The following is a 21,470-nucleotide window of genomic DNA, read 5'->3' as shown; positions in this document are numbered from 1 at the left end:
AGGCGTTTTTCGCCCGGCGGGTCAGCCCGCCAGCGGCCACTGCGCCAATGGCCAGTAAGCCCCCTTGCGCGACTCGTAAAGCGTGAAGTGTCGCGCGGTGAGGTAAAACTCCGGCGCGCTACTGGCCTCGGGCGGCTGCCCGCGGTAATCCCTGGACAGCGTCAGATGCGGTCGATACTCACGCGTGGCCGCTTCCAGCCCCAACGGCAGCAACGCCTGCTGCAAACCGTACACCAGTTGCAACAGGGCGGGCGGTACCTGCTGCGCCTCCAGCACCAAGGCGCCGGCCCGTTGCCACACCTGCAAACGGTCGAGCAACAGCCGCGGCGCCGAGGTTGGCAGCGCCAGTTGGTCGACCGCCGCGCACATTGCCGGCACCTGCGCAGTGTCCACATCACCGAGGAACAGCAGCGTGACATGGAAGTTGGCCGCCGGCACCGGTTTGCCGCTGCGCAGGTTCAGCCCGCGTCGCCACTGGGCCAGGTCACGGCGCTGCGCGTCGCTGACCGGCAAGGCGAAGAACAGCCGCTTGAACGGGCTACCGCTGGGGCGTATATCCTGAACCATACAAACTCCCTGACATGAAACGTTTGCGCAAGACTGTAGGGTATTACACCAATGTCGCCCCGCAGTTTGGTAACAATAAGTACAAACTGCCCCCATGATTGTTTATGCTGGCGGGCTCATGCCTCGGCGCATGGCCATTTTTCGACAAGTAAACGTCCATGAAAATTGCACTCGTACTTATCTTCGTCTTCTCGATCGCCTATGTTCACCTGCGCGGTCGGGTTCGCCACAAGCTGACTCGCCAGCTGGGCGACCACTCCAGCTTCCTGGCCCCGATCAACAGCTTCCTGTACCTGTTCTCCAAACACCCGGCCAAGCCCTACCTGCCGGTCGAGGCCTTTCCAGAACTGAAACCGCTGCAGGACCACTGGCAGGAGATCCGTGAGGAAGGCCGCCAGTTGCTGCACGTAGGCGAAATCAAGAAATCCGACAATTACGATGACGTCGGTTTCAACTCGTTCTTCAAGACCGGCTGGAAACGTTTTTACCTGAAGTGGTATGGCGAAAGCCACCCGTCGGCAATGGCCCTTTGCCCACGCACGACCGAGCTGCTGCAAGGCATCGGCACGGTCAAGGCCGCCATGTTCGCTACCCTGCCTCCGGGAGCCAAGCTGGTGCGCCACCGTGACCCGTATGCCGGCTCGTACCGCTACCATCTGGGCCTGGATACCCCGAATGACGACGGCTGCTACATCGACGTGGACGGCGAGAAATACGCCTGGCGCGATGGTGAGGGGGTGATCTTCGACGAAACCTACATCCACTATGCAGCCAACACCACCGAGCACAACCGCATCATCCTGTTCTGCGACGTCGAACGCCCGCTCAAGTACCGCTGGGCAACCGCGTTCAACCGCTGGTTCAGCCGCAACGTGATGGCCGCTGCCGCTGCGCCCAACGATGCCAGCGACAAGACCGGTGGCATCAACCGCCTGTTCACCCGCATCTACAAGATCCGCGAACGTGGCAAGGCGCTGAAGAAGCGCAATCGCCTGCGCTACTACCTGGAAAAATGGGCAGTGGTCGCGGCGTTGGTGCTGGTGTTCATCTACATCTGAAGGCTCAACGCAGGCCACTGTACGAGTGACCTGCGTTTACCCACCAAAGTACCGCCTCGCACGTGCCACGCTTCGACTAGCCTGAAAGCTCCACTCGCAACCCCCCAAGGTGAAGACGATGAGCATGATGGACTGGGACGCCTACCGTAAGCAGTTGATGGCCGGCATCGGCGATCTCAAGCAACTCTCCCCCGACACCGTAGCCGGCTACATGACCGCCAGCGGTGCAGGCGCCAAAACCAACCACCTGGATGCCAAGACCCGCGAGCTGATCTCCTTGGCCGTGGCTGTGACCACCCGCTGCGACGGCTGTATCGCCGTGCATTCGCAGCAGGCCGTCAAAGCGGGTGCCAGCCGCGAGGAAATTGCCGAGGCCCTCGGCGTGGCCGTGGCCATGAACGCCGGTGCCGCGCTGGTGTACTCGGCCCGCGCAATGGACGCGGTGGGCAAGGCCAACGGTTGAGCACAAACGGCGTCGCCGCCCTTGCGCGACGGCGCCGCGCCACCCAGACTGGGCGGCTCACCCCGCGCAGGAACCCGCATGATCCACATTCGCCCCATGACGCCGGACGATTTCGATCGTTTCTGGCCCACCTTCCAGGCCATTGTCCAAGCCCGTGAAACCTACGCTTTCGACCCGGCGCTGAGCTTCGAGCAAGCCCGCCAGCTGTGGCTGGAGCTGCCCTTGCACACGCTGTTGGCCGAAGAAGATGGCGAGCTACTGGGGTCGTATTACCTCAAGCCCAATGCTGCCGGGCCTGGTGCGCATGTAGGCAATTGCGGCTACATGGTCTGCGAACAGGCGCGCGGCCGGGGCGTGGCGCGCTTGATGTGCGAGCACTCGCAAAAGCTGGCGCGCCAGGAAGGCTTTCTGGCATTGCAGTTCAACTCGGTGGTAGCCACCAACGCAGTGGCCGTGGCGCTATGGCACAAGCTGGGCTTTGAAACAGTCGGCCGTTTGCCCAAGGCCTACCGTCATGCCCGCCTGGGGCTGGTGGACTGCCTGGTGATGTACAAATGGCTGGCGGATGAGCCGGTGGTGGAGAAGCCGCCGCTGCTGATCGGGCGCAAGAACATCGAGGCACGGGTATCGCGGCGCCGCGGGCGCTAGCTTTTCAGGCAAGCCTGCCTCCCCAGCCAACTCATCACGCTGGGGCCTGATGTTCTTGCCAAATGGGGCTCCGGCGCCGCAAAAACGCACAACCTGTTGTTTTTTCTCAGCATTCACAGCACACCAACATTTGACGCCCCAGCCTTTCAATGGTCAGATGCGCGCCAGTTTCAGGTGCCCTGCGCCGCCGCGCGCAGGGTGAAACGGGAAACCGGTGCGTCGTGTTGCCCACGACAAGTCCGGTGCTGCCCCCGCAACGGTAAGCGAGCGAACCCTTCGAGATACCACTGTGCTCAAGCATGGGAAGGTGAAGGTTTCATGCCCCTCGCAAGCCCGGAGACCGGCCTGGAGCTTCACTTGGCAACCCGCGGTGGGCGGGCGCAGGCCGGAATCCGTGCGCGCGCCTGCCTGCATGGTTCGCCTTTGCGTGTTTTCCACCGGGATCCATTCATTCCTGCAGCAGTGGAACGACATGTCCCGTATGTTCAAACTTCACCCCCTGGCGGCCTGCCTGGCCGTTGCCCTGCCGGCGCTGGCTGATGACCGCGACCCGCAGCCTCTGGCCCTGCCTTCCACGGCCATCACCGACACTCAGGACAACCGCACCATCGACCTGGCCACGCCGACCCAGGCCGGCTCGCGCCTTGGCCTCAGCGCCCTGGAAACACCGGCCAGCACCAGCAGTATCAGCGAACGGCAGATTCAGCAGCGCAACAACATCACGGTGCAGGATGCAGTGACCCGCTCGCCGGGCATTACTTTCGTCGGCTCCCCGGGGGACGGCGGTACAGGCCTGTCTGCCCGCGGCTTTGCCGGCCACAGCTCAGTGATGACCCTGTTCGACGGCGCGCGCCTGTACACCGGTGCCGGCACACAGACCTTCCCGGTCGACCCGTGGATGGTCGAACGCATCGAGGTGATTCGCGGCCCGGCCTCGGTACTGCATGGCGAAGGCGCCACCGGCGCAGTGATCAACGTGATCCCGAAAAAACCTTTTGCCGGCGAGGTGCGCAACCACCTGCGACTGGGTTACGGCTCGTGGGACCGCCAGCAGCTCGGCCTGGACAGCGGCGGCAGCCTCAGCGAGCGCCTGAGCTACCGCCTGACGCTGAACCAACAGGCCGGCAATGGCTGGGTCGACCGCACCGCTTCACGTAGCCTGGCCCTGAGCGCCGCGCTGCGTTTTGACGCCAGTGATGACCTCAGCTTCACGCTGGCCCATGACCGCGGCGATGCACAACCTGCCAACTACTACGGTACCCCGCTGATCGACGGCCACTACCGCAGCAGCCTGCGCAAAAAGAACTACAACGTGCAGAACGACGTACAGCAGTACGTTGATGAATGGACCCGGCTCACGACCGACTGGGCGCTGAACGACCAGCTCAGCGCCAGCAACCAGCTGTACTACATCAAAAGCCGCCGCCACTGGCGCAACGCCGAGGACTACAGCTGGGACGCCGGGCGTCAGCAGTTGCTGCGCGGCAGCTACCTGGAAATCAAGCACAACCAGGAACAGTTCGGCGACCGTCAAACCTTCACCTTCGACCACACCCTGTTCGGCCTGGACAGCAAGACCGTGCTCGGTGCCGAATACAACAAGGTGCGCTTCAACGTCGACAGCAATTCACCCTACAACGATGTCGGCGGCGACTACCTCGACCCATGGCAGCCGCAGCCCGGCGGGTTCCATAGCGCCTCGCCGTTGCGGCCGCAAACGCTTTCGACCACCCATACCTTTGCCCTGTTTGCCGAGAACCGCCTGCAATTGAGCGATCGCCTGTCTTTGGTTACCGGCGTGCGTCGCGACCAGAACCACATCGACCGCAACAACTTGATCAACGACAGCCGTAGCGATCGCAGCCTGCAAGGGGGCAACTGGCGCGTCGGGCTGGTGTACGCAATCAGCGACGACCTGTCGTTGTACGGCCAGTACTCAACCAGCGAGGATGGGGTCAACAACCTCATCAGCCTCAGCCCCGCGCAGATGAACTATGACCTGACCGAGGCGAAGCAGACCGAGGTCGGCCTCAAGCAGCGCTTTTGGGAGGGGCGCGGCGAATGGACGCTTGCCGCCTACCACATCGTCAAGAAAAAGCTGCTGGTGGACGACCCCATCACGCACGAGAAGCAACAAGCAGGGCAGCAGACCTCCGATGGCCTGGAAGCGACGCTGGAGCTGGCCCTGGCCCATCAGTGGCAGGTGTCGGCCAACGCATCGCTGGTACGCGCCAAGTACGACGACTTCGACGAAATGGTCGGCGGCCTGCCGCAGAATCGGGCAGGCAACCGGCCGGCCAACGTGCCACGGCGTACCGCCAACCTTTGGTTGAGCAAAGGCTTCGGCCAGCAGGTGGAGGCTGGCATTGGGGCGCGCTATGTGGATGAGCGTTATGCCGATACCGCCAATACCCAGAGCGCCCCCGGGTACACCGTGGTCGATGCCAACATCGCCTGGCAGGTGATGCCGGATGTGAAGGTGGGGTTGCAGTTGAACAACCTGTTCGATCGCGAGTATGTGCAGTCGGCGTTCAGCGGGCAGCAGTGGTTGATGGGGATACCGCGGTCGTACTTCGCGACGGTGGATTACAGCTTCTGATCTGGGTGGTTTGTGCCGCGAAGAGCCCGGCACAGGCCACACAAAAACCTCTATTCCCTTTTAGCGTATTGTTATACGATAACGTTTCACATGAAATTCATTCCTATTAGACAACCCATGACAAGTGCCAGCGCCACGCCCACGCTGATCACCCAGCGCCTGCAGAGCATCGATGCCCTGCGCGGCCTGGTGATCCTGTTCATGCTCCTGGACCATGTCCGCGAGACTTTCCTCCTGCACCGCCAGGTCAGCGACCCCATGGCCATCGACACCACGGAACCGGCGCTTTTCTTCAGCCGCACCCTCGCCCACCTGTGTGCGCCTGTGTTCGTCCTGCTGACCGGCCTGTCGGCCTGGCTGTATGGCGAGAAGCATCAGGGCCGTGGCGACGTCTCGGCGTTCCTGTTCAAACGCGGGCTGTTCCTGGTGGTGCTGGAGTTCACCCTGGTCAACTTCGCCTGGACCTTCCAGTTGCCCCCGAGCGTGATCTACCTGCAAGTGATCTGGGCCATCGGCGTCAGCATGATCGCCCTGTCGCTGCTGGTGTGGCTGCCACGCGCCGCACTGCTCGCCCTGGGCGCCAGCATCGTCGCCGGCCACAACCTGCTCGACGGCCTGCACTTTGGCGTGGATTCAGCCCTGCATGTGCCGTGGGCAATCCTGCATGATCGCGGCTGGCTGGCGTTTTCCGAAAACCTGCACCTGCGCACGTCTTACCCGGTGCTGCCGTGGATCGGCGTCATCGCCTTGGGTTACGGCCTGGGGCCCTGGTTCGCCCGCGGCAGCGATGCCGGGCAACGCCAGCAACACCTGCTGGCGGCTGGTTTGCTCGCGCTGCTTGGCTTTGTGCTGCTGCGCATGTTCAACGGTTACGGTGAGGCGCCGTGGAGCGGTTACCCAACCTTCACGCAAACCCTGATGAGCTTCTTCAACATCACCAAATACCCACCGTCGCTGCTGTTCCTGACCCTGACCCTGGGCTGCGGCCTGTTGTTGTTACGCGCGTTCGAACGGGCCGGCCTGGCGCGCTGGATCACTGCCCTGGCGGTGTTCGGTGCGGCACCGATGTTCTTCTACCTGCTGCACCTGTATGTGCTGAAGCTGCTGTACCTGGCCTGCGTGGCGCTATTCGGGCTCAACCATGGCGACTACTTCGGTTTCAACGGTGTTGCAGCGATATGGCTGGGCGCAGTACTGCTGGCGGTTTCGCTGTACCTGCCGGTGCGCGGGTTCGCCCGACTGAAGCAGCGCCGCCGTGACATCCGTTGGCTGAAGTACTTCTGAAAAGCGTTTTCACCTGGCGGCGCGATGGTCTACCATGCGGGCCGCCGGTTTCCACCACGGAACTAACAGGGAATCCCAGGCCTGCCAATACGGGCCAAACGGAACTGCCCCCGCAACTGTAGGTGCCGAGCCTGCTCCATCAATGCCACTGGGCCTGCCGCCCGGGAAGGCCGGAGCCGGGCCGTGACGCACCAGTCAGGAGACCTGCCGGCCTACATTCACCAACCGGCGGGGTGTCCGGGATTGGCCATCCGTGTTGCCCCGGCCACCCGCTGGGCCTCGGCGATGCCTGTCCGTGCGTTCCTCACCAGAACTGTCCGATAGGAGATCGCCCAGCATGCTGCCCCGTTTCGCCACCCTGCTCGCTGGCCTAGGCTTCACTGGCCTGGCCCAGGCCGCTGCCACCCACTATCCGCTGACGGTCGACAACTGTGGCAAGCCGCAGATTTTTGCCCAGGCGCCGCAGCGCGCCGTCACCATCGGCCAGGCCGGTACCGAGCTGCTCTATGCCCTGGGGCTGGGTGACAAGCTGGCGGGCACCTCGCTGTGGTTCAACAATGTATTGCCCGAATACCAGGCGGTGAACGCCAAGGTGCCGCGCCTGGCCGACAACGACCCCAGCTTCGAGGCGGTGGTCGGCAAGCGCCCGCAACTGGTCGCGGCGCAGTTCGAATGGATGGTCGGTGCCCAGGGCGTGGTCGCCACCCGCGAGCAGTTCGATGAGCTGAAGATCCCCACCTACGTGCTGCCATCGGACTGCGAGGGCAAAAACAACCTGGTCGGTGCAGACGGCACCCGCCTGCAAGCGTTCCAGGTAGACAGCATCTACAAGAGCGTCAGCCAACTGGCCGAGATCTTCGACGTTCAGGACCGCGGCGCGGCCCTGAACGCCGAGTTGCAAGGGCGTCTGGACAGTGCCAGGGCACAACTGGCCGGCAAGGACCTGTCGGCAACTTCGGCGCTGTTCTGGTTCTCCAGCGCCGACCTGGACATCGACCCCTATGTGGCCGGCCGCCAAGGTGTTGCCGATTTCATGCTGCGCACCCTCGGTGTGCGCAACGTGGTCGAGTCCAGCGAAGAATGGCCAAGCGTAGGCTGGGAAACCCTGGCCAAGGCCAATCCGACCTGGCTGATCATCGCGCGCATGGACCGCCGCCGTTTCCCCGCCGACGACTACCAGAAAAAACTCGAATTCCTGCGCAGTGACCCGGTAACCCGCAACATGGACGCGGTGAAGCACGACCGCATCATTGTCCTCGACGCTGACGCCATGCAGGCCGGCATCCGCCTGTTCCGCGGCGTGCAGACGCTGTCCACGGCCTTCGCCAGCGGTAAAGCAGCCCCGTGATGAACCGCCTGTTACCCTGCATCGCGGTTGCCCTGGCCGCTCTGTTGGCCGCCCTGCTGGCCGGTACCGCCATTGGCGAAACCAACCTGTCGCCCAGCGTGGTTGGCCAGGTGCTGGCCAACCACCTGTGGCAAGCCGATTACCCGGTGGACCCGATCGACGCCGGCATCATCTGGAACTACCGCCTGACCCGCACCCTGGTCGCCGCCGCTTGCGGCGCCGGGCTGGCCACCTGCGGTGTCATCCTGCAGGCGATGTTGCGCAACCCACTGGCCGAGCCCTACCTGCTGGGGCTGTCTGCCGGCGCCTCGACCGGCGCGGTACTGGTCGGCCTGCTGGGGCTGGGTAGCCTGGCATTAAGCATGTCTGCTGGGGCCTTCATCGGCGCCGGGGCCGCATTCGCCCTGGTGCTGGTGCTGGCCCGCGCGGCCGGCCCCAGCAGCAACAATGCACAGGTCATCCTTGCCGGTATCGCCGGCTCGCAGCTGTTCAATGCACTGACCGCCTTCCTGATCACCAAGTCAGCCACCGCCGAGCAGGCGCGCGGCATCCTGTTCTGGCTGCTGGGCAACCTGAGCGGTGTACGCTGGCCTTCGGTGTGGCTGGCCGTACCGGTGGCGATTTTCGGCTTGCTGGTGTGCCTGTGGCATCGCCGTGCGCTGGATGCCTTTACCTTCGGTGCCGATTCGGCCGCCTCGCTGGGCATCCCGGTGCGGCGCACCCAGTTGCTGCTGATCAGTTGTGCAGCGCTGGTGACGGCTGTGATGGTGTCCATTGTCGGCGCCATCGGTTTTGTCGGGCTCGTTATACCCCATGCCCTGCGCCTTCTGCTCGGCCCCGGGCACAGCCGTCTGTTGCCCGCCAGCGCACTGGGTGGTGCGCTGTTTCTGATTGTGGCGGACATTCTTTCGCGCACGCTGATCACCGGCCAGGTGATCCCGGTGGGCGTGGTTACGGCGCTGATCGGTGCCCCTGTATTCGCGCTGATTCTGGTCAGCCGACGGGGGCGCCCATGACAGCCATGACCGCTGTTCGCATCCCCCCGCTGGCCTGCCATGGGCTGGGGTTGCAACTGGCCGGCACTACCGTGCTCAGCGCTATCGATCTCAGCGTTGTCGCTGGTGAAACCCTGGGCATCGTCGGCCCCAACGGCTCGGGTAAGTCCTCGCTGTTGAAGTTGCTGGCAGGGCTGCGCAAACCCGCCTGCGGCAGCGTGCAGCTCCTGGGTGAGCCACTGGCACAAATGCCCCGCCGCCGTGTTGCCCAAGCGCTGGCACTGGTCGAGCAACAGGCCGACACACTCGATGCGATCAGCGTGTTCGACGCGGTTGCCTTGGGCCGCACGCCGTGGCTCTCGGCCCTGGCACCGTTCTCCCGGCAGGACTGCGCCATCGTCGAGCAAGCCCTGGCCGACCTCGACGCCCTGCACCTGCGCACGCGCCTGTGGGGGTCGCTGTCCGGTGGCGAGCGCCAGCGTGTGCACATCGCCCGTGCGCTGGCCCAACGGCCGCAGGTGCTGCTGCTGGACGAACCGACCAACCACCTGGACATTCAGCATCAGCTATGCCTGCTGCAACAAGTGCAGGCGCTGCCGGTCACCACCCTGGTAGCGCTGCATGACCTCAACCAGGCGCTGACCTGCGACCGTGTCGCAGTTCTCGACAAGGGCCGTCTGGTCGCCCTCGGCAACCCCTTCGAAGTGCTTACCCCCGAGCGCCTGTTGAGCACCTTCGGCGTCCACGCCCACTACCTCACCGACCCTTTCGACGGCGCGCGCATCCTGCGCTTTCGCGCCCCCTGAACCTGGTAGCCTTGCCCATGCTGTTGCGCCCTGTCGCCCTGCTGCTCGCCAGCACCCTGCTTGCCCCGACCGCACTGGCCGAAGTGCATGAAGTGAAAATGCTCAACCGTGGCAGCGACGGCGCCATGGTCTACGAGCCTGACCACTTGCGCATTGCCCCCGGCGATAGCGTGCGCTTCCTGCCGAGCCACAGCGGGCATAATGCCGCCAGCGTGGCGGGCCTGCTACCCACCGGTGCCGAACCGTTCAAGAGCAAACTGAACCAGCCGTTCGAGCACACCTTCAGCGTGCCGGGCGTATACGGTATCCAGTGCATTCCGCACGTGGCCATGGGCATGGTCATGGTGATCCAGGTCGGTGATGCGCCTACCGCCGAATTGCCGGCCAGCTTGCCGGCGCGGGCCAAAGCCCGCTTTGCCGCACAGTTGCAAAAGCTCGAGGCCGGGCAGTGAGGCGGCTATTCGGGCGCCTCACGCCCAGGCCGGCTCCGCCCGGTTGCACAGCAATGGCTTTACCGAGGATGGCAACTGGAACCTCATCAACCGCCGTGCGTTCGACCCAGTGACCCAGGGCGCGATCTTCATCGCCAATAGGCACGTTCCCACAGGTCAGCGTAATCGCAACTGCATGTGCGTGGTCTGCCACACCGGGTCCTGCTCCACATCCACCACCGTGAAGCCTTGCCGCTCCCAGAACGCAATGGCACCCGGCAGAAACGGATGAGTATGCAAGTAAAGGCAGTCCAAGCCCGCTTGCATCGCCCGTTCGCGCAAGGCACCAAACAAGGCAGCCGCCAGGCCATGCCTGCGGTAGGCCGGCAACACGAACAGCCGCACCACCTCGACTACCCGCTCTGCGCGGTAATCAAACTGGGCAAAGCGATGGTCATAGGGCAAGTAACCGATCACCGCGACCAGCCGCCCACCCTCACGGGCTTCCAGAAAGCAGCCCGCACCGTCCAGGTAAGTGTCGGCGAAATGCGCCAGGTCACGCGGCAAGGGTGCGTTGGCGAGCATCGGGAAAAGCGCGCGCCGGGCGCTGTCGACAAACGCCAGCACTTCGGCAATGGCGTCACGCGCCACAGGTTGCAGGGTCCAGTTCGGCATCGGGCTATTGCCAGTGTGGTTGGGAGCGCACGGTTCTACCGCAGCGTGCCGCACAAGGCAAATCACAGGGCTCGTCGTGGCAAGGCGGACATCGGTATAATCAGCAGTCTTCACTGCCCGACCAGGCCACACCATGCCTCGCCTCCCGAAGTTGCTGTTACCCCTGTTGCTGGCTGCTGCATTCACCGCCTGCGACCAGAAACCCTCCCGTGAAGATCAGATCCTCAGCCAGCTGCCGCTGCAGGACGCCTACACGCACAACATCGAGCGCATGTCCGCGCTGCTGGGCCGCACTCACCCGCAGCTGTCGCAAGCGACCATCCAGGACGTACTGCGCAAGCACCTCACCGTCGAGGACCAGCGCCGGGACTTGTTCCGCCTGTACAGCGAAAAGAACTTCAGCGACGCCGAATTCGCCACCATCGTCGCCGCCACCCAGGACCCTGCCAAAGCTCGCGCCCTGGAAGACACCGAAGCCGGCAAACGCTTGAGCGAAAAACTCACCGCCCTGATGCGCGAAACCGCCCGCGATGTGAACGTGCAAGCCTTGGTGGAGCAGCGTATGCAAGAGGTGGAAGATGAGCTTGATGCGCTGGACAAAGCAGGCTCTTGACCGCTGCCCGGCAAGGTAACTTCCGTTCAGCCGCCCTTTACGATCACCCGAGGTCAGGATTGACACACACCAAGCATGGATTGCGCCTGGATCTACGTACACTCATTCTGGTGCTCTGCGCCCTTACCGCAGTGGTCATGCTGTGCGCCAGCTATTTCGCCAGCTACCGGGTGCAGCGCCAGCTATTGATCGACAATGCCCTGGAAGCCAACCGGGTGTATGCGACCAAGCTGGCCAGCATCACCGAAACCTTCATTGGCAACGCCTTGCAGCAACTGATGTTCAGCGCCGGCGTGCAAAGCCGGCAGTTGAGCGACACCACAGCGCTGCAGTTGGAAACCGACCGCGTACTGGGCCAGAGCATGGCCTTCAACTCCACCTTCGTGATCGATGCCAACGGTGTACTGCTGGCAGTATCCCCCGCCCCGCTACGCCACCTGCTCGGCACCCACGTGCAGTCGCCCGGTGCTCTGGAAGCCCTGCGCGAACGCCGTCCACTGGTTTCCACGCCCTACCTGTCGGCGGCCGACAACCTGGTGGTAGCCTTATCGCAACCCATTTTCGACAGCAACGGCAACTACCTGGGGTATGTGGGTGGCAGCCTGTACCTGCGTGAACGCAACATCCTCAACAGCCTGCTGGGCGAGCATTTCTACAAGGACGGTTCGTACCTGTATGTGGTCGACCGCAACCGACGCCTGCTGTACCACCCCCATAGCGAGCGGGTAGGGACGGTGGTGGAGGGCAATGCGCTGGTCGACCAGTTGGCGACACTGGACAGCGGTACCCGGCAACTGACCAATAGCCTGGGCGTGGAAATGCTCGCCGGCTTCGCCACCGTCCCCAGCGCCGGCTGGGGCGTGGTAGCGCAGCAGCCCTTGGTGCAGACGGTGGCGCCGTTGCACCATCTGGTGCTGAACGTGATCGCCAGTTCGGCGCCCTTGGCGCTGGTTGGCAGCCTGCTGCTGTGGTGGCTGGCCCGTACCATCGCCCGACCGCTCTGGAAGCTTGCCGCCGGTGCCCGCACGATGGACCGCGCCGCTACCGCCGAGCACTTGCATCAGGTGCGGGCCTGGTACTTCGAGGCGGCAGAGCTCAAGCGCGCGTTGCTGTTCAGCCTGAACTTGCTGCAAGAGCGTATCGGCCGGCTCAATCGGGACGCCCAGACCGATCCGCTGACCGGCCTGGGCAACCGCCGCAGCCTGGAAATCAGCCTGTCGTTACTGGAGGCTGAAAACCGGGAGTTTGCAGCCATTGCGCTGGATATCGACCACTTCAAGCGGATAAATGACAGCCATGGACACGAAGTGGGCGACCAGGTGCTGCGCCAGCTGGCGGAGCTCATGCGCCGTTGTTGCCGCGAGGGCGACCTGCTGTGTCGCACCGGTGGCGAGGAGTTCCTGATATTGCTGCCTGGGGCCACCCTGAACGTGGCGGCCGCGGTGGCCGAACGGTTGCGTGTGACCGTACAGGATATGCCGGTGGAACCGGTGGGGGCAGTGACGATTTCGCTGGGGGTGACGCACTGGGATGGCGAGACTCACGGCGAGCCCATGAATGCATTGGGCGAGGCTGACCGGGCGCTTTACCGGGCCAAGCAGGAGGGGCGCAACCGGGTCGCTTTTGCCTGAACGTCTTGAGTTGTCTGCAGGGGGCGGGCTTGCCCGTGAAATGCCGTTACAGGCAACGATGAATCGGTGGCTTGTAACAATTCCTGTCATAAAACTGCAGTGTTTCAGTCATAGGATTGACCCCGACCTGACATTTTCACTTCATGGATGAGCGTCTCATGCGTCGTGTGGTTTTCAATCAGAAAGGTGGCGTCGGCAAATCCAGCATTGCCTGCAACCTCGCCGCAGCCAGTGCCGCCGAGGGCTACCGGACCTTGCTGGTCGACCTCGACCCGCAGGCCAATGCCACCTTCTACCTCACCGGGCTGGTCAACGACACCATTCCTGCCGGCATCGCCGACTTCTTCCGCCAGACCTTGTCGCCGGTTACCGCCGCCGGCAAGAAGCACCGCGTGGCAATCACCGAAACCCGCTACAACAACCTGCACCTGGTCACCGCCAGCCCTGACCTCAGCGACCTGCAAAGCAAGCTGGAGAGCAAGTTCAAGATCAACAAGCTGCGCAAGTTGCTGGTGGCACTGGAAGAGGACTATGAGCGGATTTACATCGACACCCCACCCGCGCTGAATTTCTACACCTTCAGCGCGCTGGTGGCGGCCGAGCGTCTGTTGATTCCGTTCGACTGCGACAGTTTCTCGCGCCAGGCCCTGCACAGTGTCATGGCCGAGGTCGAAGAACTGCGCCAGGACCACAACCCCGCGCTGGTGGTGGAAGGTGTGGTAGTCAATCAGTTCGCCGGGCGCACGGCGCTGCACCAGACCTTGGTCGATCAACTGCGCAACGAAGGCATGCCGGTGCTGCCGGTGTACCTGAGCAGTTCGATCAAGATGCGTGAATCGCACCATGCCTCAGTGCCATTGGTGCATTTGGCGCCGCGGCATAAGCTGGCCCTGGAATTCATCGATTTGCTGGATGTGCTTGAGCGTGCGGCCTGACAGGCCGTTGGGGGTACTCCAGCTGTAACCTGCTGGACCGGTCGAATCAGGTATACCGAGGTCGCCCTCGACAAAGCGCGTTGCAGCGCTCGGCTATCTACTGGCAAGCACAATAACGATGGCGCGGCCCGACTGCGCCACTTTCAACATGGCTGCCAAAGGAAACCGGAGAGCACCCGCATGTCCGCACATCATGAGGTATCCCCCGCCACCCTGCGCAGGGTGATTGCCGCTTCGGCCATCGGCAATTTCGTCGAATGGTTCGACTTCGCCGTGTACGGCTTTCTCGCCACGCTGATCGCCAGCCAGTTCTTCGCCAGCGAAGACGCCAGCGTAGCCTTGCTCAAAACCTTCGCGGTGTTCGCCGTGGCCTTCGCCCTGCGCCCCTTGGGCGGCATCGTCTTCGGCGCCCTGGGCGACCGCCTGGGACGCAAGCGCATCCTGTCGCTGACCATCTTGCTGATGGCCGGCTCCACCACGTTGATCGGCCTGCTGCCGACCTACGCCAGTATCGGCCTGGCAGCCCCGGCGCTGCTGACCCTGGCCCGCTGCCTGCAGGGTTTTTCTGCCGGTGGCGAATATGCCGGGGCCTGCGCCTACCTGATGGAGCACGCGCCTGACAACAAGCGCGCCTTTTATGGCAGCTTCGTGCCTGTGTCGACCTTTTCCGCCTTTGCCTGTGCGGCGGTGATCGCGTATGGCCTGGAAGCCAGCCTGTCGACGGAGGCGATGAATGCCTGGGGTTGGCGCATTCCGTTCCTGATTGCAGCACCGCTGGGCCTGGTCGGCCTGTACCTGCGCTGGCGCATGGAAGAAACCCCGGCGTTCCGCGAAGCCGTCGCCCAGGGCAAGGAGCACGAGCATTCACCGCTGAAGGAAACCCTGCGCCACCATGGCCGGGTCATTCGCAACCTGGGGGCGTTCATTTCGCTGACCGCATTGTCGTTCTACATGTTCACCACCTACTTCGCCACCTACCTGCAACTGGTCGGCAACCTGACCCGCGCGCAGTCACTGCTGGTAACCACCGTGGCCCTGCTGTTCGCTGCGGTCGGCTGCCCGCTGGCCGGGGCATTTTCGGACCGGGTGGGGCGGCGCAAGACCATCGGCTTTACCTGCCTGTGGGTGATGCTGTGCGTGTTCCCGGCGTACTGGCTGGCCAGCTCTGGCTCGATGTCGGGTGCGCTGCTGGGGGTGATCCTGCTCGCGGTGGGGGCATTGTGCAGCGGCGTGGTTACCGCAGCCTTGCTCTCGGAAAGCTTCCCTACCCGTACCCGCTACACCGCTTCGGCAATTACCTACAACGTGGCCTACACGCTATTTGGCGGCACAGCGCCGCTGGTGGCAACCTGGCTCATCGGACAGACCGGCAGCAGCCTGGCACCGGCGTTCTACCTGGTGGTGATTGCGCTGGTGGCGTTGGTGGGCGGGTTGGCGTTGCCGGAAACGTCGCGGATTTCTTTGCATGACGACCTGGGTGTGGACGGTGTACGGGCTGGTGCCCGAAGGGCCGTTTGAGGTTGTTGGGGCTGCCTTGCAGCCCCACGTACTCAGCCTTCCTGCTGCTCATCCCGCCGATACGCCCACTGATACAACGCCGGCAACACCAGCAACGTCAGCGCGGTAGAAGACAAGATCCCACCAATCACCACCGTCGCCAGTGGCCGCTGCACCTCTGCCCCGGTCCCGGTGGCCAAGGCCATCGGTATGAACCCCAGCGAGGCCACCAGCGCCGTCATCAGTACTGGCCGCAAGCGGGTCAGCGCCCCCTCCTCGACCGCCGCCCGCAGCGTGCGCCCTTCCTCGCGCAGCCCGCGGATAAAGGCAATCATCACCAGCCCGTTCAACACTGCCACTCCCGACAATGCAATGAACCCGACGCCGGCAGAGATAGACAGCGGAATATCACGCACCCACAGCGCCAGCACCCCGCCGGTCAGGGCAAAGGGGATGCCGGTGAACACCAGCAGGCCATCCCTGAGGTTGTTGAACATCATCAGCAACAGCGCCATGACCAGCAGCAAGGCCACCGGCACCACCACCTGCAAGCGCTCGGCTGCCGACTGCAACTGTTCGAACTGCCCTCCCCAGCGCGTCCAGTAACCCGGTGGTACCTGCACCTGGTCGATCAGGGCCTGCTCAGCCTCTTGCACAAACGAGCCCAGGTCGCGTCCACGCACGTTGGCACTGACCACCACCACGCGCTTGCCATCCTCGCGGCTCACCTGATTCGGGCCCAGTTGCAGGTTCAGCGTGGCGACCTGCGACAGCGGGATGAAACCGATTTGCCCGGCCCCCTCAGCGGCACTGGCCGGAACCGGAATCAGCAGGCTGGCCAGCCCGTCGACATCGGTACGCAAGGTCTCCGACAGGCGCACGACCATGTCGAAGCGGCGGTCGCCTTCATACAGCGTACCGGCGGTGCGGCCGCCCACGGCAATGGCGATGGCATCCTGCACATCGCCCACATTCAGGCCATGACGTGCGGCCTTGTCACGGTCGATGTCGATGGTCAGTACCGGCAGGCCCGTCGTCTGCTCCACCTTCACCTCGGACGCGCCCGACACCCCTTGCAGGCTGGCAGCGATCTGTGCGGCAGTGCGGTTGAGCACCTCCATGTCGTCACCGAACAGCTTCACCGCCACATCACTGCGCACCCCGGAAATCAGCTCGTTGAACCGCAGCTGAATCGGCTGCGACAGCTCGTAGTTGCTGCCCGGCACACTGGCAGCGGCGCGTTGCACCTGGGCGATCAGCTCATCCCGCGGTTTGCCCGGGTCAACCCATTGTTCGCGTGGGCGCAGCATCACGTAGGCATCGGAAATGTTCGGCGGCATCGGGTCGGAGGCAATCTCGGCAGTGCCGGTGCGGGCAAACACCCGCTCCACCTCCGGCACCTGAGCGATGATCGCCTGCTCCAGGCGCTGTTGCATGTCCACCGACTGCGACAGGCTGGTGCCCGGCACGCGCAGGGCCTGCAGGGCGAAGTCACCCTCGCTGAGGCTGGGGATGAACTCGCTGCCCATGCGGCTGGCCATCACGCCCGACAACAGTACCAGGGCGGCGGCGGCGGCACATGCCAGTTTGCGCCGGCCCAGCACCCAGGCCAGCACCGGGGCATAGCGCTGCCGTGCCGTACGCATCACCAGGCCTTCCTCTTCCTTGACCTTGCCGGTGACGAACAGGGCAATGGCTGCCGGAACGAACGTGACCGAAAGGATCATCGCGCCCAACAGGGCCATGACCACGGTAAAGGCCATAGGGTGGAACATCTTGCCCTCGACCCCGGTCAGGGCAAAGATCGGCAGGTACACCACCATGATGATCAACTGCCCATAGATCAGCGGCCGGCGTGCTTCGCGGGCAGCGGCAAACACCTCATGGAACCGTTCGCTGCGGGTCAGCATGCGACCGTGGCGCTGCTGGGCATGGGCCAGGCGACGGATGGCGTTTTCCACGATCACCACTGCGCCGTCGACGATGATGCCGAAGTCCAGCGCGCCCAGGCTCATCAGGTTGGCACTGACCTTGTTGCTGAACATGCCGGTAAAGGTGAACAACATCGAAAGCGGGATAACCATGGCCGTGATCAGCGCAGCACGAATGTTGCCGAGGAACAGGAACAGCACGGCAATCACCAGGATCGCACCTTCGATCAGGTTCTTCTTCACCGTGGCGATGGCTTTCTCCACCAGGTTGGTGCGGTCGTACACCGTCACGGCGACTACGCCCTTGGGCAGGTTGCGATTGATCTCGACCAATTTTGCAGCGACCGCCTGCGACACCGTGCGGCTGTTCTCGCCAATCAGCATGAACACCGTGCCCAGCACCACTTCCCGACCGTTTTCGGTGGCTGCCCCCGAGCGCAGCTCTTCGCCAAGGCCAACCTGGGCGACATGGCTGACGCGGATCGGCGTGCCGTCGACGCTGGAGATAACGATGTTGGCAATGTCTTCGGCCGAGGCCACCTGGCCCGGCGCGCGAATCAGCAACTGCTCGCCATTGCGCTCGATATAGCCAGCGCCAATGTTGGCGTTATTGCGCTCCAGCGCTGCAATCAGGTCGTTGAGGGTGAGCTTGTAGGCCGCCAGGCGCTTGGGCTCTGGTGCAATCAGGTATTGCTTGGCATGGCCGCCGATGCTGTTGACCTCGGCCACACCCGGTACATTGCGCAGCTGCGGCTTGATGATCCAGTCCTGAATCACCCGCAGGTCAGTTGGGGTGTAAGGTGTACCGTCTTCCTTGAGCGCCCCCTCCTGGGCTTCCACCGTCCACAGGAAAATTTCCCCCAGCCCGGTGGAGATCGGCCCCATGCCCGCCTCGATGCCCTCAGGCAATTGCTCGCGGGCCACCTGCAGGCGCTCGTTGACCAGTTGGCGGGCGAAGAAGATATCGGTGCCATCATCGAAAATGACCGTGACTTGCGACAAGCCCGAGCGTGACAGCGAGCGGGTCTGCTTGAGCCCTGGCAGGCCAGCCATCGCGGTCTCGATGGCAAAGGTGATGCGCTGCTCGGTCTCCAGCGGCGAATAGCCGGGGGCGGCGGTGTTGATCTGCACCTGGACGTTAGTGATGTCCGGCACAGCATCGATTGGCAGTTTCTGGTAGCTGTGGATACCCACCGCGGCCATCAGGACCACGGCCAGCATCACCACCAGGCGCTGCTCGATGGCAAATTGAATCAAGCGTTCGAACATGCAGGTGTCCCCGTGATCAGTGGCTGTGCTCGGCCGAGCCCTTGCCCAGTTCCGACTTGAGGACAAAGCTGCCGGCGGCCGCAACCTGAGTACCGGCGGCCAGGCCGCTGGTAATTTCCACCTGGCCAGCATCGCGACGGCCAGTCTTCACCGGGCGCGCCTCGAAGCCTTCCTCCGTGCGGGCGAACACCACGGTCTGCGCCTCCCAGGTTTGCAGGGCGCTTTCCGGCACCGCCACGGCGGCATCGAAGCGGTCGACGCTGACAGCCACATTGACGAACAGCCCGGGGCGCCAGGCGCCATTGGGGTTGGCCAGAGTGGCACGCACAGTGGCGGCACGGTTCTGCTCGCCGAGCAGGCTGCCGACGTAGTTGACCTTGCCCAGAACCTGGGCGCCCAGGTCCGGCGCACTGACCGTGACTTCACGGCCGGTCACCACCTTGCCCAGGTCACGAGGGGCCACGGCGAAGGTGGCCCACACCCGGCTCAGGTCGGACAGGGTGAACGCGTTGCTGGTCTCGTCGACCACCTCGCCCACGGTCAGGTGCTTCTCCACGACGACCGCATCGAAGGGGGCGCGCAGTTCATAGCGGTTGCCGGCACCGGCCGGCCCCACCGCTGCGACCTTCTGCCGAGCATTGGCCAGGGCGATCTCGGCCTCCTGCTGCGCCTGACGTGCCTGCAGGTAATCCTGCTCGGCGCTGATTCGCTCCTGCCACAGCTGTTGTTCCCGTTGAAAGGTCAACCGCGCCAGTTCCAGGCGACGTTGAGCGGCCTGCTGCTCACTGCGCAGGTCGGAGATCTGCTGGCTGGCAATCACCGCCAGTACCTGGCCGCGCTTGACCGCCTGGCCCAGCTCGGCGTGCACCGCTTCGACCACACCCGGCACGCGGGGTACCACATGAGCGGTGCGGTCCTCGTCAAAGCGGATCTCACCCGGGAAGCTGATGGCGGTGCCCAGCTCACGGGGGCCTGCGGCAGCCAGTTGTATGCCAGCCGATTCGATCTGCGCGATAGACAGGTGCAGCTGGCCTTCTTCTTCGCCGTGCTCCTTCTCTGCATGGCCTTCGACGGCCTGCGCTGCAGCATGGCCGTGGCTGTCTTCACCATGGTCGTCATGGGGGGCTTGAGCCTTGGACGCCTGGCCGAGGTTGCCGGTCCAGGCCAGGCCCGTGAGGCCAAGCGCAGCAATGGCGGCAGCCAGAAGGGCTAGCTTGCGTGGGTTAGTCATTGTTGCTCCTGCTATTGGGTTTGTTGCTCACGCCATCGAGATCGCCGTAGATCCGCTCTACTTGTGCACGCGCGTCGGTCGCCGAGGCCAGCGCCTCGAGGTACAGCCCGCGAGCCTCGATCAGCGTGCGCTGGGCGTCGAGTACATCGAGGAAAGCGAACTTGCCCATTTCAAAACCGCGGGTGGCGGTGTCCACGGCCTGCTGCGCAGCAGGCAGGATGGTGCGGTCATAGGCTTCAACGTCCTGCATCGCCGTCTCCCACTGGCTGATGGCACTACGGGTTTCACTGCGCAGACGCAGCGCCACGGCATTGCGCAGGTCACGCGCCTGGTCGGCGCGGCGCGCAGCTGCCAGAACATTGCCTTGGTTGCGGTCGAACAGCGGCAACGGCATGGACAGGCCAACCACGTTCACTCGCTCCCGGTCTTCGCGGCTGTACTGGCTGCCAAGGCTGACGGTGAGGTTGGGGATACGCTGGGCTTTTTCCGCCCCCAGGGAGGCGTCGCCGCGCTCGACCTGGGCAGCGGCCAGGCGCCATTCGGCAGTCTTTTCGACCTGGTCAAGCAAGGTGTCGGCACCCGGCGCAATGCCTGGCGAAAGGTTGGCTGCCTGCAACCGGTCGAAGCTTGCCAGCGGGCTGCCCGTCAACCGGGCCAAGGCCTGGTAGGCCACGCTGCGCTGGGTTTTCGCGCGGCGCACTTCGGCCTGGGCCTGGGCCAGTTGCACCTGGGCACGGGTGGCCTCCACCGGTGATGACTGGCCTGCCGTAACCCGCCCTTGCACCACCCGCAGACCTCGTTCAGTCAACGCCTGCGACTGCTGAGCCAACTCCAGCGCGGTCTGTGCACGCAAGGCAGCGTGGAAAGCCTGTACCACATCGGCCCGCAGGGCGTTGCGCTGGCGCTCCAGGTCAAGCTGGGCAATGGCCTGGCCGGCACCCGCCACGGCGAGACGTGCGCCGCGCTTCCCGCCCAGTTCCAGCGGCTGGCTGAGGGTGACGGTGGTGGTGCTGGTGTCGCGGCGGGTGTCCTCGACCTCCCAGGCCAGCTCCGGGTTGGGGAGCAGCCCGGCCTGGCGCCGTTCGCCATCGGCAATGCCAATTTCACGGCCGGCTGCAGCCAGCTCCGGGTTCTGGGCGAAAGCGGCGGTAAGCGCCTGGGGCAGGCTCAGCACCTGGCTGGCCTGGGCGCCGGTGGCACTGGCCAGCAGCAGACAGAGCAAGGCGATCTTGCGGGGGATGGGCACGAAACAGTCCTCTGGGCGAAGCATTGGCGAGGGACTGTAGAAAGGGCTGGTTATCGGGGCGGTGGCGGCAAGATTACAATTTTGTAATGACGCCCTGCAGTTCGTTGCAGGGGCAGCTTTGCACGGCTGGGTACAGGGCATTCAACGCCCAATAAGTTCGATAATCGCCCACTTTCCCGGTGCGACGATCTTGGCCAATTGACGGAACTAACCAGTCAGTACAAAACTACGTGCATTCAACAA

The 21,470-nt window shown here is 64.0% G+C and carries 18 protein-coding genes and 2 riboswitches; of the genes, 13 read left to right on the top strand and 5 right to left on the bottom strand.

The window, feature by feature from the left end:
* Positions 1-21: 21 nt before the first annotated feature.
* Positions 22-567, bottom strand: coding sequence for an RNA 2',3'-cyclic phosphodiesterase (gene thpR, locus V6093_RS00820; protein WP_014861781.1), 546 nt, complete (start codon positions 565-567; stop codon positions 22-24).
* A gap of 158 nt (positions 568-725) precedes the next feature.
* On the opposite strand from thpR, the gene lpxO reads away from it, so the two are divergent.
* From lpxO to V6093_RS00775, 9 genes are all read left to right on the top strand, one after another.
* Complete coding sequence (gene lpxO / locus V6093_RS00815) at positions 726-1,625, top strand: lipid A hydroxylase LpxO (RefSeq protein WP_003250504.1); 900 nt, start codon at positions 726-728, stop codon at positions 1,623-1,625.
* 118 nt (positions 1,626-1,743) lie between these two features.
* Positions 1,744-2,088, top strand: a complete 345-nt coding sequence (locus tag V6093_RS00810) for a carboxymuconolactone decarboxylase family protein (RefSeq protein WP_014591592.1) — start codon at positions 1,744-1,746, stop codon at positions 2,086-2,088.
* Between the two features lie 78 nt (positions 2,089-2,166).
* The gene (locus tag V6093_RS00805) at positions 2,167-2,736 is read left to right on the top strand and encodes a GNAT family N-acetyltransferase (protein ID WP_014861782.1); all 570 of its coding nucleotides are present in this window, start codon (positions 2,167-2,169) and stop codon (positions 2,734-2,736) included.
* Positions 2,737-2,891: 155 nt separating this feature from the next.
* A riboswitch (cobalamin riboswitch) is annotated at positions 2,892-3,100 on the top strand.
* Positions 3,101-3,208: 108 nt separating this feature from the next.
* Entirely contained in the window at positions 3,209-5,335 is a 2,127-nt protein-coding gene (locus tag V6093_RS00800; RefSeq protein ID WP_406669669.1) for a TonB-dependent receptor, read from the top strand.
* 117 nt (positions 5,336-5,452) lie between these two features.
* Positions 5,453-6,619, top strand: a complete 1,167-nt coding sequence (locus tag V6093_RS00795; protein WP_060537704.1) for a DUF1624 domain-containing protein — start codon at positions 5,453-5,455, stop codon at positions 6,617-6,619.
* 28 nt (positions 6,620-6,647) lie between these two features.
* A riboswitch (cobalamin riboswitch) is annotated at positions 6,648-6,846 on the top strand.
* A 110-nt stretch (positions 6,847-6,956) separates the two neighbouring features.
* Positions 6,957-7,967 carry an ABC transporter substrate-binding protein gene (locus tag V6093_RS00790; protein WP_047604003.1) on the top strand — a complete coding sequence of 337 codons (1,011 nt, stop codon included), beginning with the start codon at positions 6,957-6,959 and terminating at the stop codon, positions 7,965-7,967.
* Complete coding sequence (locus V6093_RS00785; RefSeq protein WP_003250493.1) at positions 7,967-8,983, top strand: iron ABC transporter permease; 1,017 nt, start codon at positions 7,967-7,969, stop codon at positions 8,981-8,983. The genes V6093_RS00790 and V6093_RS00785 overlap by 1 nt, the downstream gene beginning before the upstream one ends.
* Complete coding sequence (locus tag V6093_RS00780; RefSeq protein ID WP_406669668.1) at positions 8,980-9,768, top strand: ABC transporter ATP-binding protein; 789 nt, start codon at positions 8,980-8,982, stop codon at positions 9,766-9,768. Before V6093_RS00785 ends, V6093_RS00780 begins: the two co-directional genes overlap by 4 nt.
* Before the next feature lie 17 nt (positions 9,769-9,785).
* On the top strand, positions 9,786-10,220 hold the full coding sequence (locus tag V6093_RS00775; protein ID WP_406669667.1) for a pseudoazurin: 435 nt from the start codon (positions 9,786-9,788) through the stop codon (positions 10,218-10,220).
* A 156-nt stretch (positions 10,221-10,376) separates the two neighbouring features.
* Here the strand turns inward: V6093_RS00775 and V6093_RS00770 are convergent, their stop codons facing one another.
* The gene (locus tag V6093_RS00770; protein WP_406669666.1) at positions 10,377-10,874 is read right to left on the bottom strand and encodes a GNAT family N-acetyltransferase; all 498 of its coding nucleotides are present in this window, start codon (positions 10,872-10,874) and stop codon (positions 10,377-10,379) included.
* 133 nt (positions 10,875-11,007) lie between these two features.
* On the opposite strand from V6093_RS00770, the gene V6093_RS00765 reads away from it, so the two are divergent.
* The 4 genes from V6093_RS00765 (at position 11,008) to V6093_RS00750 (ending at position 15,571) form a co-directional block, all read left to right on the top strand.
* Positions 11,008-11,487 (top strand): hypothetical protein, encoded by a 480-nt coding sequence (locus V6093_RS00765; RefSeq protein ID WP_003250484.1) that lies wholly within the window; start codon positions 11,008-11,010, stop codon positions 11,485-11,487.
* A 59-nt stretch (positions 11,488-11,546) separates the two neighbouring features.
* Positions 11,547-13,118: a sensor domain-containing diguanylate cyclase gene (locus V6093_RS00760; RefSeq protein ID WP_014861791.1), complete on the top strand. Its 1,572-nt coding sequence runs from the start codon at positions 11,547-11,549 to the stop codon at positions 13,116-13,118.
* A 158-nt stretch (positions 13,119-13,276) separates the two neighbouring features.
* Complete coding sequence (locus V6093_RS00755) at positions 13,277-14,053, top strand: ParA family protein (RefSeq protein WP_108079218.1); 777 nt, start codon at positions 13,277-13,279, stop codon at positions 14,051-14,053.
* A gap of 180 nt (positions 14,054-14,233) precedes the next feature.
* The gene (locus V6093_RS00750; RefSeq protein ID WP_003250478.1) at positions 14,234-15,571 is read left to right on the top strand and encodes an MFS transporter; all 1,338 of its coding nucleotides are present in this window, start codon (positions 14,234-14,236) and stop codon (positions 15,569-15,571) included.
* A 32-nt stretch (positions 15,572-15,603) separates the two neighbouring features.
* On the opposite strand, the gene V6093_RS00745 is transcribed toward V6093_RS00750, so the two are convergent.
* From V6093_RS00745 to V6093_RS00735, 3 genes are read right to left on the bottom strand one after another with little or no spacing between them, the layout of a single operon-like run.
* Positions 15,604-18,750 carry an efflux RND transporter permease subunit gene (locus V6093_RS00745; protein ID WP_003250476.1) on the bottom strand — a complete coding sequence of 1,049 codons (3,147 nt, stop codon included), beginning with the start codon at positions 18,748-18,750 and terminating at the stop codon, positions 15,604-15,606.
* A 16-nt stretch (positions 18,751-18,766) separates the two neighbouring features.
* On the bottom strand, positions 18,767-19,981 hold the full coding sequence (locus V6093_RS00740) for an efflux RND transporter periplasmic adaptor subunit (RefSeq protein WP_060544832.1): 1,215 nt from the start codon (positions 19,979-19,981) through the stop codon (positions 18,767-18,769).
* Positions 19,974-21,227 (bottom strand): TolC family protein, encoded by a 1,254-nt coding sequence (locus V6093_RS00735; RefSeq protein ID WP_003250472.1) that lies wholly within the window; start codon positions 21,225-21,227, stop codon positions 19,974-19,976. The genes V6093_RS00740 and V6093_RS00735 overlap by 8 nt, the downstream gene beginning before the upstream one ends.
* Positions 21,228-21,470: the final 243 nt, after the last annotated feature.

This window comes from Pseudomonas putida group bacterium ESBL64, from assembly GCF_045277175.1.
Lineage (GTDB): Bacteria > Pseudomonadota > Gammaproteobacteria > Pseudomonadales > Pseudomonadaceae > Aquipseudomonas > Aquipseudomonas alloputida.
This window is presented reverse-complemented; position numbering and strand designations above follow the sequence as displayed.